This is a genomic window from Streptomyces sp. NPDC039423 (genome assembly GCF_055598725.1).
The window spans coordinates 952,817-967,945 of sequence record NZ_JBVKAH010000002.1 but is presented as its reverse complement, the minus strand read 5'-3'; the positions used below and the strand labels follow the sequence as shown (position 1 = coordinate 967,945).

The 15,129-nt window shown below is 73.3% G+C and carries 13 protein-coding genes; 3 read left to right on the top strand and 10 right to left on the bottom strand.

The annotated features are described in order from the left end of the window. Positions 1 to 286: 286 nt before the first annotated feature. Positions 287 to 1,237: a 2-hydroxyacid dehydrogenase gene (locus ACZ7LK_RS10395; protein WP_392271875.1), complete on the bottom strand. Its 951-nt coding sequence runs from the start codon at positions 1,235 to 1,237 to the stop codon at positions 287 to 289. Between the two features lie 47 nt (positions 1,238 to 1,284). Between ACZ7LK_RS10395 and ACZ7LK_RS10390 the strand changes: the two genes are divergently transcribed. The 3 genes from ACZ7LK_RS10390 to ACZ7LK_RS10380 all read left to right on the top strand — a co-directional run bounded on the left by ACZ7LK_RS10390 (position 1,285) and on the right by ACZ7LK_RS10380 (position 3,765). Further along, positions 1,285 to 2,307, top strand: a complete 1,023-nt coding sequence (locus ACZ7LK_RS10390) for an aldo/keto reductase (RefSeq protein ID WP_392271876.1) — start codon at positions 1,285 to 1,287, stop codon at positions 2,305 to 2,307. Between the two features lie 104 nt (positions 2,308 to 2,411). Continuing rightward, positions 2,412 to 3,578 carry a PQQ-dependent sugar dehydrogenase gene (locus ACZ7LK_RS10385; protein WP_471139485.1) on the top strand — a complete coding sequence of 389 codons (1,167 nt, stop codon included), beginning with the start codon at positions 2,412 to 2,414 and terminating at the stop codon, positions 3,576 to 3,578. Between the two features lie 22 nt (positions 3,579 to 3,600). Beyond that, positions 3,601 to 3,765, top strand: a complete 165-nt coding sequence (locus tag ACZ7LK_RS10380) for a DUF6191 domain-containing protein (RefSeq protein ID WP_392271878.1) — start codon at positions 3,601 to 3,603, stop codon at positions 3,763 to 3,765. 72 nt (positions 3,766 to 3,837) lie between these two features. On the opposite strand, the gene ACZ7LK_RS10375 is transcribed toward ACZ7LK_RS10380, so the two are convergent. The 9 genes from ACZ7LK_RS10375 to gatC all read right to left on the bottom strand — a co-directional run bounded on the left by ACZ7LK_RS10375 (position 3,838) and on the right by gatC (position 15,070). Further along, the gene (locus ACZ7LK_RS10375) at positions 3,838 to 6,885 is read right to left on the bottom strand and encodes a helix-turn-helix transcriptional regulator (RefSeq protein ID WP_469464460.1); all 3,048 of its coding nucleotides are present in this window, start codon (positions 6,883 to 6,885) and stop codon (positions 3,838 to 3,840) included. Positions 6,886 to 6,954: 69 nt separating this feature from the next. Beyond that, positions 6,955 to 7,140 (bottom strand): hypothetical protein, encoded by a 186-nt coding sequence (locus tag ACZ7LK_RS10370; RefSeq protein WP_392271880.1) that lies wholly within the window; start codon positions 7,138 to 7,140, stop codon positions 6,955 to 6,957. Between the two features lie 205 nt (positions 7,141 to 7,345). Next, on the bottom strand, positions 7,346 to 8,008 hold the full coding sequence (locus tag ACZ7LK_RS10365; protein ID WP_471139482.1) for a hypothetical protein: 663 nt from the start codon (positions 8,006 to 8,008) through the stop codon (positions 7,346 to 7,348). A 35-nt stretch (positions 8,009 to 8,043) separates the two neighbouring features. After that, positions 8,044 to 8,619 carry a GNAT family N-acetyltransferase gene (locus ACZ7LK_RS10360; RefSeq protein ID WP_392271882.1) on the bottom strand — a complete coding sequence of 192 codons (576 nt, stop codon included), beginning with the start codon at positions 8,617 to 8,619 and terminating at the stop codon, positions 8,044 to 8,046. 18 nt (positions 8,620 to 8,637) lie between these two features. Further along, positions 8,638 to 10,920: an MMPL family transporter gene (locus ACZ7LK_RS10355; RefSeq protein WP_471139479.1), complete on the bottom strand. Its 2,283-nt coding sequence runs from the start codon at positions 10,918 to 10,920 to the stop codon at positions 8,638 to 8,640. Positions 10,921 to 11,421: 501 nt separating this feature from the next. Further along, entirely contained in the window at positions 11,422 to 12,933 is a 1,512-nt protein-coding gene (gene gatB / locus ACZ7LK_RS10350) for an Asp-tRNA(Asn)/Glu-tRNA(Gln) amidotransferase subunit GatB (RefSeq protein ID WP_471139476.1), read from the bottom strand. Positions 12,934 to 12,949: 16 nt separating this feature from the next. Then, positions 12,950 to 13,189: a hypothetical protein gene (locus tag ACZ7LK_RS10345; protein ID WP_064071714.1), complete on the bottom strand. Its 240-nt coding sequence runs from the start codon at positions 13,187 to 13,189 to the stop codon at positions 12,950 to 12,952. Positions 13,190 to 13,277: 88 nt separating this feature from the next. Continuing rightward, positions 13,278 to 14,771, bottom strand: a complete 1,494-nt coding sequence (gene gatA / locus ACZ7LK_RS10340; protein WP_392271886.1) for an Asp-tRNA(Asn)/Glu-tRNA(Gln) amidotransferase subunit GatA — start codon at positions 14,769 to 14,771, stop codon at positions 13,278 to 13,280. A gap of 2 nt (positions 14,772 to 14,773) precedes the next feature. Beyond that, on the bottom strand, positions 14,774 to 15,070 hold the full coding sequence (gene gatC / locus ACZ7LK_RS10335; RefSeq protein WP_016642027.1) for an Asp-tRNA(Asn)/Glu-tRNA(Gln) amidotransferase subunit GatC: 297 nt from the start codon (positions 15,068 to 15,070) through the stop codon (positions 14,774 to 14,776). Between the last annotated feature and the right edge of the window lie 59 nt (positions 15,071 to 15,129).

Below are 15,129 nucleotides of genomic sequence, written 5' to 3'. Positions count from 1 at the left end.
CTGCCGCCGCGTCCGCGTCGGCTCCGGTGGCCGGGAGGCGGTCACGCCTCGCAGTCGGCCGCCCCGTCGCGCCGGTTCGTTCATCCATCGACCGTGCATCGCCCGTCGCCCCCCTCGGATTCTGATCGGCCATCACGTCGCTCCCCAGCGCCGGTTGATGCTCGACGCGGCCCCCAGATCGGGACGATACACCAGGATCGTCACTCAGGGACAGGGGTGCTCTACGCTCCGTGACGATCATCAGGCTAATGGGCACGGAGGGCGCCCATTTCGCTTCAGAGCGTGGTCAGGGGGTGGTGAGGACGATGTTCCGCATCTCCGCGCGCTCGGCGAACCGGGTGACCTGACCCACGACGAGACGCTTCGCGCGGGGCATGAACGCCGATGTCGAACCGCCGACGTGAGGACTGATCAGTACGCCCGGCGCGTGCCACAGCGGGTGACCGGGGGGCAGCGGCTCGGGGTCGGTGACGTCGAGCGCGGCGGTGATCCGGCCGGTCCGTGTCTCGGCCAGCAGCGCCTCCGTGTCGACGACGGGGCCGCGGGCGACGTTCACCAGCAGGGCGCCGTCCTTCATCCGGGCCAGGAATGCGGCGTCCACGAGGTGGTGGGTGTCGGGGGTGAGGGGCGTGGACAGGATGACGACGTCCGCCCGGGGCAGGAGGGCGGGCAGATCGGTGAGCGGCTGCACTGGACCGCGCGCAGTGGTGCGCTCGGAGCGCGCGACGCGCGCCACCCGCGCGCACTCGAAGGGCGCGAGCCGGTCCTCTATGGCCGCGCCGATCGATCCGTAGCCCACGATGAGCACGGACCTGTCGGCCAGCGCCGGGTAGAAGCCGGCCCGCCACTCCTCCGCGTCCTGGCCGCGCACGAAGCCGGGGATGCCCCGGAGGGAGGCCAGGGTCAGCGCGATCGTCAGCTCGGCCGTGCTGGCCTCGTGGACGCCCTTGGCGTTGCACAGCGTCACCCCGGACGGCAGGACGCCGAGCCCCGGCGTCACATGGTCGATCCCGGCCGAGAGCGTCTGGACGACGCGTACGGAGGTCATGGCGGCCATCGGGCGCACCGCGATCTCGCTGCCCTTCATGTACGGCACCACGTAGAACACGCAGTCGGCCGGATCGGCCGGGAAGTCCGGGCCGCCGTCCCAGAAGCGGTAGGTCAGGCCCGACTCGGCAGGGGCGGGGAGCCCGTCCATCTCGTCGGCCGGAATGGGGAGCCACACGTCAGCAGTCATGGTCAGGAGGTTAGTTTGGGGAGCGGCACGAGGAGGGGTACGGGGAGTTGGAGCGCAGGACGATCGGGGCGACGGCGCTCGAAGTAGGTGCGGTCGGCCTCGGCTGCATGCCGATGAGCTGGGCCTACAGCGCTTCGCGACAGCGTGGTGACCGCTCCTTGCGCACCGTGCACGCCGCGCTCGACGCCGGGGTGTCCCTGCTCGACACCGCCGACATGTACGGGCCGTTCACCAACGAGCTGCTGCTGGGCCGGGTGCTCAAGGAGCGGCGGGCGGAGGCGTTCGTGTCCACCAAGTGCGGGCTGCTCGTCGGGGAGCAGCACATCGTGGCCAACGGGCGGCCCGGGTACGTGCGCCGGGCGTGCGACGCCTCGCTGCGGCGGCTCCAGACGGACGTGATCGACCTCTACCAGCTCCACCGCGCCGACCCCGAGGTGCCCGTGGAGGAGACCTGGGGCGCGATGGCGGAGCTGGTGACGGCGGGCAAGGTACGGGCCCTGGGGCTGTGCGCGATGGCCGTCAGGGCGCCGCGCCGGGGCGCGGCGGGGGCGTCCCGGGCGGACCTGTACGACGGAACGATTCAGCAGCTCGAGCGGGTGCAGCAGGTGTTCCCGGTGAGCGCCGTGCAGGCCGAGCTGTCGGTGTGGTCGCCCGAGGCGCTGCGCCGGCTGCTGCCGTGGTGCGCGTCGCGGGGCGTGGGGTTCCTGGCGGCGATGCCGCTCGGCAACGGCTTCCTCACCGGGACGCTGACCCCGGGCAGCGGGTTCGAGCCCGAGGACCTGCGGGCCCGGCACCCCCGCTTCACGGCCGAGATGATGGCCGCGAACCAGCCGCTCGTGGTGGGCCTGCGCCGGGTGGCGGAGCGGCACGGCGGTGCGGCGGCGGGGGTCACGCCGGCACAGGTGGCGCTGGCCTGGGTACTGGGACGGGGTCGGCACGTCGTACCGGTGCCGGGGACGAAGCACGAGCGGTGGGCGGTGGAGAACGCGCGGGCGGCGGAGCTGTCGCTGACCGCCGAGGACCTCGCGGAGATCGCCGCGCTGCCGCCGGCCCGCGGATCGTGGGACTGACTCCCCCGCCGGACCCTCGGCGGTGACCGGCCCGGGCGGTGTATCAAGGGTGGGCACGCAGCTCACACGCCGTTGAAGGGATCGGAACTGTGCAACGTCCTGCTGTGACGGCCGTGTTGGCCGCCGGCGCCCTGCTCCTCGCGACCGGGTGCTCGGCGGACGGGGGCGGGCGCCCCGCGGGCGCGAGGAGCCCGGGGTCGCCGCCCGCCGCCTCCGCCCCGCCGTCGGGATCGCCGTCGGGGTCGCCGTCCCCCTCCGGGCCCTCCGGTCCGCCCGCGAAGGGCATGGTGAAGGTCGTGTCCACGCTCACCGGGGGGCTGAAGTCGCCGTGGGGCCTGGCCGCCCTGCCGGAGGGCGACCTGCTGGTCTCCTCGCGCGACGAGGGGACGATCACCCGGGTCGACGGGGAGAGCGGCGCCAAAACCGTGATCGGCTCGGTGCCGGGGGTGGCCCCCGCGGGCGAGGGCGGGCTGCTGGGGCTGGCGCTGTCGCCGTCGTACGCCTCGGACCACCTGGTGTACGCGTACTTCACCACCGAGTCCGACAACCGCATCGCCCGCATGCTGTACGACGAGAAGAGACCGCCCGGCCAGCAGCTCGGGGCGCCCGACACGGTCCTGCGGGGCATCCCCAAGGGGTCGATCCACAACGGCGGGCGGATCGCCTTCGGCCCGGACGGGATGCTGTACGCGGGCACGGGCGAGACCGGTGACACCGGCCTGGCCCAGGACAAGGCCTCCCTGGGCGGGAAGATCCTGCGGATGACCCCGGACGGCCGGCCGGTGCACGGCAACCCCTCCGCCGACTCGGTCGTCTACTCGTACGGCCACCGCAATGTGCAGGGGCTGGCCTGGGACTCCGAGAAGCGGCTGTGGGCGGCCGAGTTCGGGCAGAACACCTGGGACGAGCTGAACCTGATCCGGCCGGGCGGCAACTACGGCTGGCCCAAGGTGGAGGGCGAGGAGGGCCGGCCCGGCTTCGCCGACCCGGTGGCCCAGTGGAAGACCGCCGACGCCTCCCCGAGCGGCATCGCCGTCGTGGAGGGCTCGGTCTGGGTGGCCGGACTGCGGGGCGAGCGGCTGTGGCGGGTCCCGCTGGCGGGGGCGGAACCTTCGGCGGCCCCCCAGCCGTTCCTCCAGGAGCGGTACGGCCGGCTGCGCACGGTCCTGGCGGCGGGCGGCGGCGCGGTGTGGCTGGTCACCAGCGAGACGGACGGCCGGGGCACACCGGAGGCGGGAGACGACCGGATCCTCCGCCTGGAGGTGACCTGAGAGGTGGCAGCCAGTGTTCAACATGATGGAGCAACTCTTCGCGCCGGGCCGCAAGCACACGGACGACGAGCAACGGCGGCTGGAGCTGACGCGGGAGGACCAGAATGACGGCGACCCCGCCCGCGGCCCCATAGACCTCGCGTCCGGCACGGTCACCATCCGCGCGCCCCGCCCCTCCGGCTCCTGAGCCCCTCGGGGGCGCCGGGCCGGTGGGCCGGGTGCGGGTGCACGCCGGGCGCGTGCGGCGGGGCCGGCGGTGTCAGACGGGAACCTCGGGGAGCAGGCGGAGGCGGTGGGCGAGGGCGGCGGCCTCGCCGCGGCCCGAGACGCGGAGCTTGGCCAGGATGTTGGAGACGTGCACGCTCGCCGTCTTCGGTGAGATGAACAGCTCCTCGGCTATCTGCCGGTTGGTGCGGCCCACCGCGACCAGCCGGAGCACGTCCTGCTCGCGGGGTGTGAGCCCGAAGCCCTCGCCGTCCGGCTCCGGTGCCGGGACGGCCGCCGGGGCCGTGAGGGACAGGCGGGCCCGGGCCGCCAGCAGTTCCAGCTCCTCGCGCAGGGGACGGGCACCCAGGTGCACGGCGACCTGGTGCGCCTCGCGGGCCAGCTCCGCGGCCCGGTCCCGGTTGCCGCCCCGGGCGAGCAGGGCGTCCGCCCAGCGGTGCCGGGCGCGGGCCAGCTCGTAGGGGCGCTCCAGGGGGCCGAAGGCGTCCACCACCTCCGCCCACCGGTCGGCGTCGTCCCGGCCCTCGGCGCGGGCCAGCTCGGCGGCCGTGAACAGCGCGTGGGCCCGCCACACCGGGACCGGGGTGGCGAGCTGCCGCGCGTACGAGCGGATCAGCGCCACCGCCTCGGCGCGGCCCTCCGCCGCCGCGGGCAGCCCGCGGGCCTCCGCCTCGGCCGTGGCGGCGGTGAGCAGCAGCGGCCAGGCGTACCGCTGGCTGCCGATCGGGAAGCCGCGTCCCGCCGCCTCGACCAGGCCCGTCCGCACGTCGGCGAGACGGCCCTGCGCGGCGGCGATCCCCAGCTCCGTCTGCGCCAGGGGCAGCAGGTACTGGTGCATCGGATCGTGCGTGCCGTACGTCTCCCGGGCCCGGGCCGCGTACTCGGCGCAGACCTCCAGCTCGCCCCGGAGCCCGGCGAGCTGGGCCCGCCGCAACTGCGCCCCGGCGCGCGGCCTGGAGCTGTAGGCGACGCGCTGGAGCCGCTGGGCGCCCTCGGCGGCCTCGTCCCAGTGGCCCAGCGAGATCTGGGACTCGACGAGGTTGCCGAGGACCCAGGCCTTGTTGTCCAGGAGCCCCCGCTTCCGGGAGAACTCCACGCCCTCGGTGGCGATCCGGACCGCCTCCCGGGAGCGGCCGACGCCCTCCAGGCAGGAGGAGATGTTGACGTAGGCGCGTCCGGACTCGGTGCGCAGGCACAGGTCGAGGGTCCGCTCCAGCACCGCGTACATCTCGGCGAAGCCCGCTTCGACGTCGCCCGAGTCGACCATGAGGCCGCCGAGGGTGAGCCGGGCGTTCAGCTCGATGGGCTCGGCCTTGACCAGCCGGGCGTACTCGACGGCCCGTTCGGCGGCGGCCAGGCTCTCCAGGCCGGGCGCGTGCAGCATGCCCCAGCCGGCGGCCACCGCCAGGACCTGCGCGTGGACGGCGGACGGCGGGAGACCGCGCACCAGCTCCTGGGCGGTGGCGATCTCGGTCCAGCCGTCGCCGCGCCCGAGGTTGGACATCAGCCGGGAGCGCTCGGTCCAGAACCAGGCCGCGCGCTGGGGGTCCTTGTCGGCGGAGCCGGCGGCCGGGTCGCCCTCCTCGTCCAGCAGCCGCAGCGCCCGCTTGACGATCTTCAGGGCCCGTTCGCGTTCGCCGCACAGCCGCGCGGCCACCGCCGCCTCGGCCAGCAGGTCCAGGTAGCGCAGCGGGGTGGTCTCGGGGCAGCCGCACGCCGGGTACGCCTCGGCGTAGTCGATGGGCCGCAGGGAGGCGCGGACGTCCTCGGGCACGTCGTCCCAGAGCTCCATGGCCCGCTCCAGCAGGCGCATCTGCTCGGCGTGGGCGTGCCGCTTGCGGGCCTCGACGGCGGCCCGCAGGACGACGGGCAGGGCCTTGGCGGCGTCGTGCGCGTGGTACCAGTAGCTGGCGAGCCGGGTGGTGCGTTCGTCGGCCCGCACGAGACCGGGGTCGGCCTCCAGCGCCTCGGCGTAGCGCCGGTTGAGGCGGGAGCGCTCGCCGGGCAGCAGGTCGTCGCTGACGGCCTCGCGCACCAGGGAGTGGCGGAAGCGGTAACCCTCGCCGTCGGGCACGGCGAGCAGGATGTTGGCGTTGACGGCGGCGCGCAGCGCCTCGATGAGGTCGTCCTCGGGCAGCCGGGCGACGGCGGCGAGCAGGCCGTACTCGACGGTGGAGCCGCCCTCCGCAACGGTCCTGACGACCCGTTGGGCGTCCTCGGAGAGCCGTTCCACGCGCACGAGGAGCAGGTCGCGGAGGGACTCGCTCAGCCCGCCCGGCTCGCCGCCGCCCTCCTGGCAGACGACGAGCTCCTCGACGAAGAAGGCGTTGCCGTCGGAGCGGCGGAAGACGTCGTCGACGAGCGCGGCGGTGGGTTCGGCGGCCAGGATGCCGGTCAACTGGCGGTGCACCTCGGTGCGGTTGAACCGGGGCAGCTCGATGCGGCGGACCGTGCGCAGCCGGTCCAGCTCGGCGAGCAGCGGACGCAGCGGGTGGCGGCGGTGGATGTCGTCGGCGCGGTAGGTGGCGACGACCACGAGCCGGCCGCGGTGCAGGGTGCGGAAGAGGTACGCGAGCAGGTGGCGGGTGGAGGTGTCGGCCCAGTGCAGGTCCTCCAGGGCGAGGACGACCGTGCGGTCGGCGGCGATGCGCTCCAGGAGGCGGACGGTCAGCTCGAACAGCCGGGCGGTGCTGTCCTCGTTGTACGGCTCGGGCCCGGCCGCGTCGCCCAGTTCGGGCAGCAGCCGGGCCAGTTCGCCCTCCTGGCCCTCCGCGGCGGCGGCGAGCTCGTCGGGGAGGGTGCGGCGCAGGGCGCGCAGCGCGGTGGAGAACGGCGCGAACGGCAGTCCGTCGGCGCCGATCTCGACGCATCCTCCGACCGCGACCACGGCCCCCTGGGCGCACGCCTCGCCGAGGAACTCCTCCAGCAGGCGGGTCTTGCCGACCCCCGCCTCGCCTCCGACGAGCAACGCCTGTGGCTCTCCCGCGGTGGCGCGGGAGAGCGCTTCGGTGAGGGTGGTCAGTTCACCGGCTCTGCCGACGAACACGGGGCTGACGGACCTGTTCTCCACGTGGCCGAGCATCGCACAGCCTTCCGACAGCGGGGCACCGGATTTCGGCACGACGGCCATGGCGTGGGTGCCGGCCGGCCGTCAGGCCGCCGTGGTGAAGCGGCCGGGGTCGGTGTTCACCTGCCCTTCGGCGGCGTGGCGCCCGGACCGGCGGCCGAGGAGCCGGCCGGCCTTGTGGGCGGCCCGGGCGCGGTTGGCGAGCCGCTGGGCGTCGGCCCGGCGGATGAGCTCGGCGTGACGGGCCTGCTGGAGTTCGTACGCGAACATCGTTCTCTCCCTGGTGTGTTCGGGGCGTTCCCTTGATGCCTCGAGTCTCGTTCCCCAGGGGGTCCGGCCACATCGGGAGAGTGCCGCATTGTGGGTGGCGGGGGCTCCTTAGGCGCGTCCTGAGGTACCTCAGGAGGGCCCGGGGAGTGCCCTAGGGAGTGACTTGCCGGGCGCCGTGAGCCCGGCACGATCGGCGAGACACCCCCTAGGCGCCGGTGCCGGGCAGCGGGAGGAAGAGGTCGGCGTACATGCCGGCGGACAGCAGCAGGCCGAGGCCGCCGAGCACGGCACCGGCCAGGGCCACGGCGCCGACCCACTGGGGGCGCCGGGGGCGGGTGAGGACGACGAGACCGGTGAGCAGCGCGAGGAGGGCGAACAGGCCGTTGACGAAGGCGGTGGTGTGCCAGGCGTCCCCGTAGATCTCGGAGATCTGCTGGGTGGCGGAGCCGGTCCGGGAGGTGGCGATCTGTCCGACGAGGGTCTCGCGCTCGGCGGCGACGCGGCCCGGCCAGGTGCCGGTCAGCGAGGCGAGGCCGAGCGCGGTGGCGACGACGGCCGCCGCCGCGGCGGCGAGGCCGCCCGTGACGCCTCCCGGCCCGGACGCCGGCCGGGAGGCGTCCCCGGTGGCGTCGTCGTCCGGGGCGGCGCGGGTGGCGTCGTCGTCGTCCGGGGCGTCCAAGGCGTCTTCGCCGGACCCGGACCCGGCGGGCCCGTGGGTGCGGGTGGCGTCGTCGTCCGGGGCGTGCTCGCGCGGGCCGTCGGTGGTGGCCGTCGCCGCCGCGGGAGCCTTCGCCGTCGGGGCCCTGGTGTCGTCGGGCTCCGCGGGGGCGGAGCCGGTGGTGCCGGGGTTCGTCCTGGTGGGGTTCATGCCCGGCACGCTAGGTACCGTTTCTGAGAGGCCCCTTAACGCGAAGCGTCCCGCGCCCCGCCGCGTGCCGCACGCCACTCGGGCGCGAGGACGGACCAGACCTCCATGTCGTGGCGTACGCCCCGGTACGGGTAGCTCTCGCGGAGCACGCCCTCCTTGGTCATGCCGAGGCGCTTTGCGACGTTGATGCTGGCGGTGTTCGCCGACGAGACCTGCCACTCGACACGGTGCATCCCGCGCTCGGTCACCGCCCAGTCGATCAGCACGCGGACCGCCCGGGTGACCAGGCCCCGGCCGGACACCGAGGGCTCCAGCCAGCAGCCCGCCTCGCAGGTGCCGGCGGCGGTGTCCATGACCCGCAGCAGGACCCCGCCGACGAGGGTGCCGTCGAGCCAGATGCCGAGGATCCGGCCCGTGTCGGAGGCCGCCTTGTCGGCGTACGCCTGGAGGAAGGCCCTGGTGGAGGGGAGGTCGGTACAGACGGTCGGGAGGGCGACGTACTGCCCGATGTAGTCCCTGCCCCGGTCCATGTGGGCCAGGTACTCCTCGGCCTGCCACGGCTCCAGCGGCCGCAGCTCGGCTCCGTCGTCACCCAGGGATATCGCGAACACCGTCGTGGTCCTCCACCGCTATGGCACGAGCTGCCCGTCGTCGCTCGCGCGCTGCCACGGGATCTTCGCACGCTCGGAATCGTGGCACTCGGGGTTTTCGACGCTGATGCGGGGCAGGACGCGGTCGAGCCAGCCCGGCAGCCACCAGTTGGCGCCGCCGAGCATGTGCATGAGGGCGGGCACCAGGAGCGTACGGAGGACGAAGGCGTCCAGGGCGACGGCGGCCGCCAGTCCGATGCCGAACATCGCGATGACCCGGTCCCCGGAGAGGACGAACGCCAGGAACACGGCGATCATGATCACGGCGGCGGAGTTGATGACCCGGCTCGTCTCGGCGAGACCGACGCGTACGGCCCGCCGGTTGTCACCGGTCTCCAGCCACTCCTCGTACATCCGACTCACCAGGAACACCTGGTAGTCCATGGAGAGCCCGAAGAGCACCGACACCATGATCACCGGCAGGAAGGGTTCGATGGGGCCGGCCCGGCCGAGGCCGAGCAGCTCGCTGCCCATGCCCCACTGGAAGATCGCCACGACGACACCGAAGGCCGAGGCCACGGCGGTGACGTTCATCAGGGCCGCCTTCAGCGGGATCCCGATCGAGCGGAAGGCGAGCAGGAGCAGCAGACAGCCCAGGGCGATGACCACGCCCACGAACAGCGGCAGCTTGCCGATGATGACCTGCGCGAAGTCGTCGTACCCGGCGGTGACGCCACCGACGTACACCTCGAGGGAGGTGCCCTCCTCGGCGGTCGGCAGGACGTCGTCGCGCAGCCGGTCGACGAGGTCGCTGGTCGCCTCCGACTGCGGCGCGGAGTCCGGTACGACGGTGAGGACGGCCGTGTTGCCGCTGCCGCTGTAGGTGACCGGGCCGACCGTCTCCACGCCGCCGGTGGCCCGGAGGGCGTCGGGGAGGGCGGCGAGGGCGAGCCGGTCGTCGGCGCCGTCGAGCTCGGCGACCAGGGTGAGGGGGCCGTTGACACCGGGGCCGAAGCCGTCGGCGAGCAGGTCGTAGGCCTTGCGCGTGGTCGAGGCGGCCGGGTTGTTGCCCTGGTCGGAGGTGCCCAGGTGCAGGCCCAGGGTGGGCAGCGCGAGGACCAGCATCACGACGGCGGCGACGGCGCCCAGCAGCTTGGGGTGGCGCTCGACGAACGCCGACCAGCGGGCGGCGAAGCCGGTCGGCAGCTCGGGCTCGGGGCCGTGCTCGACGAGCCGGGCCCGCTCGCGGCGGGACAGGGCGCGCATGCCGATGAAGGACAGCAGCGCGGGCAGCAGCGTCACGGACGCGGCGACGGTGAGGACGACGGTGAGCGAGGCCGCGATGGCGACGCCGTTGAGGAAGCCCAGGCGCAGGATCAGCATGCCCAGCAGCGCGATGCAGACCGTCGCGCCGGCGAAGACGACGGCCCGGCCGGTGGTGGCGACGGCGTTCCGGGCGGCCTCGGCGACCGGGAGGCCGCGCTTGAGGCCCTTGCGGTGGCGGGTGACGATGAACAGGGCGTAGTCGATCCCGACGCCGAGGCCGATGAGCATGCCCAGCATGGGCGCGAAGTCGGCGACCGTCATCACGTGGCCCAGCAGGCTGATGCCCGCGTAGGCGGTGCCGACGCTGACCAGGGCGGTGGCGATGGGCAGGACGCTGGCGGCGAGCGAGCCGAAGGCGAGGAAGAGGACCACGGCGGCGACGGCCACGCCGACGATCTCGGCGGTGTGGGAGGCCGGCGCCTCGGTGACGGCGACGGCGCTGCCGCCGAGCTCCACCTGGACGCCGTCGGTCGCGGCCGCGCGGGCCGTGTCGACCACGGCCTCGATGCGGTCGGGCGCGATCTCGCCGGCGGGCCGGTCGAAGGCGACCGTGGCGTAGGCGGTGCGTCCGTCGTCGCTGATCCGGCCGGGTTCGTAGGACGGCCCGGCGGGCTCGTGGGCCGCGTCCGCGGCACGGGCGGCGCCGGAGGTCGCGCCGGGGCCGGGGGCGCGGTCGTACGGGCTGGTGACGGAGGCGACTCCGGGGAGCCGGGCGACGTCGTCGAGCATGGCCGCCATCCGGTCCTCGACGGGCTCGGCGCGGACGCTGCCCCGGGTGGTGTGCCAGACGATGGTGTCGCCGTCGCCGCTCCGGCCGGGGAAGCCCTCGTCGAGGAGCACGGTGGCGCGGCCCGACTCGGTGCCGGGGACGTCGTAGTCGTTGGAGTACGCGGAACCGGCGAGGCCGGCGGCCGCCGTGACACCGACCAGGGCAGCGGCCCAGAGCAGGACGGTGGCGAGGCGGTGCGTGATGCACCATCGGGCGATGGCTGCCAACGGGGCACTCCCTGGGGTGGTTCGTGGTCTCTATCGGGAATTGCCCGTAAAGAACGCATGACCTACGTACCGCCACTCTGGCAGGCTAAAAAGATCCATTGTCCGTTTCGTGGCGATCCTCACAGCCGCCGTGTCACGGTGCGCAGAAGCTCGGGCCAAGGATCATGGGGCTCCGCGTACCCGTCCGCCCGGGCCGGGACCGGGGTCGGCCGGAGGCGCCGGCGCGCCCGTTCTCGATGTGGCCCATCACCCCCCGGAAGCCGTCAGGGCCTGCCACCGACGCGACGGTGAATGTCCGAGAATCGACGTACCGGACCCGGCCAGGATGACCACAACTCGCCAACCCGGCATGAGCCGTGGGACCGGGGGCAGAAGTCACCTCGGCTCCCCCCACGGGACGGCCAGGTCCCCGCCACACCCCCTCCCCCCGGTGGCGGGGCCCCCGGCGGCCATGACTCGGCCCCCGCACCCATCGGGTGCGGGGGCCGAGCGGTGCCGGTGTCAGCCCTCGACGCCGAGCCTCTCCAGGATCAGTTCGCGCACGCGGGCCGCGTCCGCCTGGCCCCGGGTGGCCTTCATGACCGCGCCCACCAGGGCGCCGGCAGCGGCCACCTTGCCGCCGCGGATCTTGTCCGCGATGGCCGCGTTGGCGGCGATCGCCTCGTCCACGGCCGTACCCAGCGCACCCTCGTCGGAGACGACCTTCAGGCCGCGCTTCTCGACGACCGTGTCCGGGTCGCCCTCGCCGCCCAGCACGCCCTCGATGACCTGGCGGGCCAGCTTGTCGTTGAGGTCGCCGGACGCCACCAGCTCGGTCACCCGGGCCACCTGGGCCGGGGTGATGGCCAGCGCCTCGAGCGGCGTACCCGACTCGTTGGCGTGCCGGGCCAGCTCACCCATCCACCACTTGCGGGCCTGGTCGGCCGGGGCGCCCGCCTCGGTGGTGGCGACGATCAGGTCGACCGCGCCCGCGTTGAGGATGGACTGCATGTCGTGCTCGGACACGCCCCACTCCTCGCGCAGCCGGTTGCGGCGCACGCGCGGCAGCTCGGGCAGCCCCCCGCGCAGCTCCTCGACCCACTCGCGGGACGGGGCCACCGGGACGAGGTCGGGCTCCGGGAAGTACCGGTAGTCCTCGGCCTCCTCCTTCACCCGGCCGGACGTCGTGGAGCCGTCCTCCTCGTGGAAGTGGCGGGTCTCCTGGATGATCGTGCCGCCCGCGTTCAGCACGCCCGCGTGGCGGCTGATCTCGAACCGTACGGCCCGCTCGACGCTCCGCAGCGAGTTGACGTTCTTGGTCTCCGAGCGCGTACCGAACTTCTCGGTGCCGTGCGGGCGCAGCGACAGGTTCACGTCGCAGCGCATCTGGCCCATCTCCATACGGGCCTCGGAGACGCCGAGCGCCTTGATGACCTCGCGCAGCTCGGCCACGTACGCCTTGGCGACCTCGGGAGCGCGCTCACCGGCGCCGGTGATCGGCTTGGTGACGATCTCGATCAGCGGGATGCCGGCGCGGTTGTAGTCCAGCAGCGAGTGCGAGGCGCCGTGGATCCGGCCGGTCGCACCGCCCACGTGGGTGGACTTGCCGGTGTCCTCCTCCATGTGGGCGCGCTCGATCTCCACGCGGAAGACCTCGCCGTCCTCGAGCTGGACGTCCAGGTAGCCGTTGAAGGCGATCGGCTCGTCGTACTGCGAGGTCTGGAAGTTCTTCGGCATGTCCGGATAGAAGTAGTTCTTCCGGGCGAAACGGCACCATTCGGCGATCTCGCAGTTCAGCGCGAGACCGATCTTGATGGCCGACTCGACGCCGACGGCGTTGACGACCGGGAGCGACCCGGGCATGCCGAGGCAGGTGGGGCAGGTCTGCGAGTTGGGCTCGGCGCCCAGCTCGGTCGAACAGCCGCAGAACATCTTGGTCCTGGTGCCGAGTTCGACGTGCACCTCGAGCCCCATGACGGGGTCGTAGGCGGCGAGGGCGTCCTCGTACGACACCAGCTCAGTGATGACGGTCACGGTGAAACTTTCCCTCTCAGCCGAACAGGACGTCGTCGTCGCCGACGCGCTTCAGCTCGCGCACCAGGATGGCGAGGCCGGTCGCGATCGCGGCGGCCGACACGACGGCGTCGAGCAGCAGCAGCGTGTCGCTCTCGCCACGCGCCTTGCGGGCCTGCTTGATGACGCTGAGCGCGCCGAAGGCGGTGGTGCCGATGGACAGATACGTTCCGGCCCGGGACTTCCTGAAGCCCTTGGCCTTGGTCAGTGCGCTCACTGTGTCTCTCCGTTCGCTTCTCCGCCCGCGCGGCGCAGGGGTGCGGATTTCGTCGTCATCTGCGGCCCGGCGGCCGCGCGTGCGTCGCTCACAGCGAGGGAGCCTCCTCCAGCAGCGGGTGGCCCCAGCGTGCCACGAAGGCGGCCTCGACGGCCGCACCGACCTTGTAGAGGCGGTCGTCCTTCATGGCGGGGGCGATGATCTGGAGACCCACCGGCAGGTTGTCCTCCGGCGCCAGCCCGCAGGGCAGCGACATGGCGGCGTTGCCGGCCAGGTTGGTCGGGATGGTGCACAGGTCGGCGAGGTACATCGCCATCGGGTCGTCGGCGCGCTCGCCGATCGGGAAGGCGGTGGTCGGCGTCGTCGGCGAGACGATCACGTCGACCTGCTCGAAGGCCTTCTCGAAGTCCCGGGTGATCAGCGTCCGTACCTTCTGCGCGCTGCCGTAGTACGCGTCGTAGTAGCCGGAGCTGAGCGCGTACGTACCGAGCATGACGCGGCGCTTGACCTCGTCGCCGAAGCCGGCCTCGCGGGTCAGCGCCGTGACGTCCTCGGCGGAGCGGGTGCCGTCGTCGCCGACCCGCAGACCGTAGCGCAGGCCGTCGAACCGGGCGAGGTTGGAGGAGCACTCCGACGGGGCGATCAGGTAGTACGCCGACAGCGCCAGGTCGAAGGACGGGCAGTCCAGCTCGACGATCTCGGCGCCCAGCTCCTTGAGCAGCTCGACCGACTCGTCGAACCGCTGGACGACGCCGGCCTGGTAGCCCTCGCCGCGGAACTGCTTGACGACGCCCACGCGCATGCCCCGCACCGAGCCGTTCCGCGCGGCCTCGACGACCGGCGGCACGGGCGCGTCGACGGACGTGGAGTCCAGCGGGTCGTGCCCGGCGATGACCTCGTGCAGCAGCGCCGCGTCCAGGACCGTACGGGCGCAGGGCCCGCCCTGGTCGAGGGAGGAGGAGAAGGCGACCATGCCGTAGCGGGAGACCCCGCCGTACGTCGGCTTGACGCCGACCGTGCCGGTGACGGCCGCGGGCTGGCGGATGGAACCGCCGGTGTCCGTGCCGATCGCCAGCGGCGCCTCGTACGACGCCAGCGCGGCGGACGAGCCGCCGCCGGAGCCGCCGGGGATCCTCGTCAGGTCCCACGGGTTGCCGGTCGGGCCGTACGCGCTGTTCTCCGTCGACGACCCCATGGCGAACTCGTCCATGTTGGTCTTGCCGAGGATCACCACGTCGGCGGCCTTCAGCTTCTTCGTCAGCGTCGCGTCGTAGGGCGGGATCCAGCCCTCCAGGATCTTGGAGCCGACGGTGGTCGGCATGTCCCGGGTGGTGAAGATGTCCTTGAGCGCGAGCGGTACGCCGGCCAGCGGGCCCAGCTTCTCGCCGTTGGCCCGCTTCTCGTCCACGGCCCGGGCCTGGGCGAGGGCGCCCTCCCGGTCGACGTGCAGGAAGGCGTGGACCTTCTCGTCGACGGCCTCGATCCGGGCCAGGTGGGCCTCGGTGACCTCGACCGCGGTGAGCTCGCCGGAGGCGATCTTCTCCGCGATCTCGGCGGCGGTGAGCTTGATGATGTCCGTCATGGTCAGTCCTCCCCCAGGATCTGCGGCACCTTGAAACGCTGCTGCTCCTGGGCGGGCGCGCCGGAGAGCGCCTGCTCGGGGGTGAGCGACGGACGGACCTCGTCCGCGCGCATGACGTTGGTCAGCGGCAGCGGGTGGGAGGTCGGGGGTACGTCTTGGTCGGCGACCTCGGAGACGCGGGCGACCGCGCCGATGATGTCGTCGAGCTGTCCGGCGAAGTGGTCGAGCTCTTCGTCCTTCAGCTCAAGACGTGCCAGCCGGGCGAGGTGGGCGACCTCCTCGCGCGTGATGCCAGGCATGCAGCGATCCTCAGGGGTGAGTGTGATGGTTTTGGCCCAATCCTATGGGGCGGCGCCCT

Bases quoted from the DNA above. Each gene is read 5' to 3' on its own strand.
- ACZ7LK_RS10395 (WP_392271875.1), bottom strand. From the start codon at position 1,237: ATGACTGCTGACGTGTGGCTCCCCATTCCGGCCGACGAGATGGACGGG.
- ACZ7LK_RS10380 (WP_392271878.1), top strand. From the start codon at position 3,601: ATGATGGAGCAACTCTTCGCGCCGGGCCGCAAGCACACGGACGACGAG.
- ACZ7LK_RS10375 (WP_469464460.1), bottom strand. From the start codon at position 6,885: ATGCTCGGCCACGTGGAGAACAGGTCCGTCAGCCCCGTGTTCGTCGGC.
- ACZ7LK_RS10370 (WP_392271880.1), bottom strand. From the start codon at position 7,140: ATGTTCGCGTACGAACTCCAGCAGGCCCGTCACGCCGAGCTCATCCGC.
- ACZ7LK_RS10365 (WP_471139482.1), bottom strand. From the start codon at position 8,008: ATGAACCCCACCAGGACGAACCCCGGCACCACCGGCTCCGCCCCCGCG.
- gatA (WP_392271886.1), bottom strand. From the start codon at position 14,771: ATGACGGACATCATCAAGCTCACCGCCGCCGAGATCGCGGAGAAGATC.
- gatC (WP_016642027.1), bottom strand. From the start codon at position 15,070: ATGCCTGGCATCACGCGCGAGGAGGTCGCCCACCTCGCCCGGCTGGCA.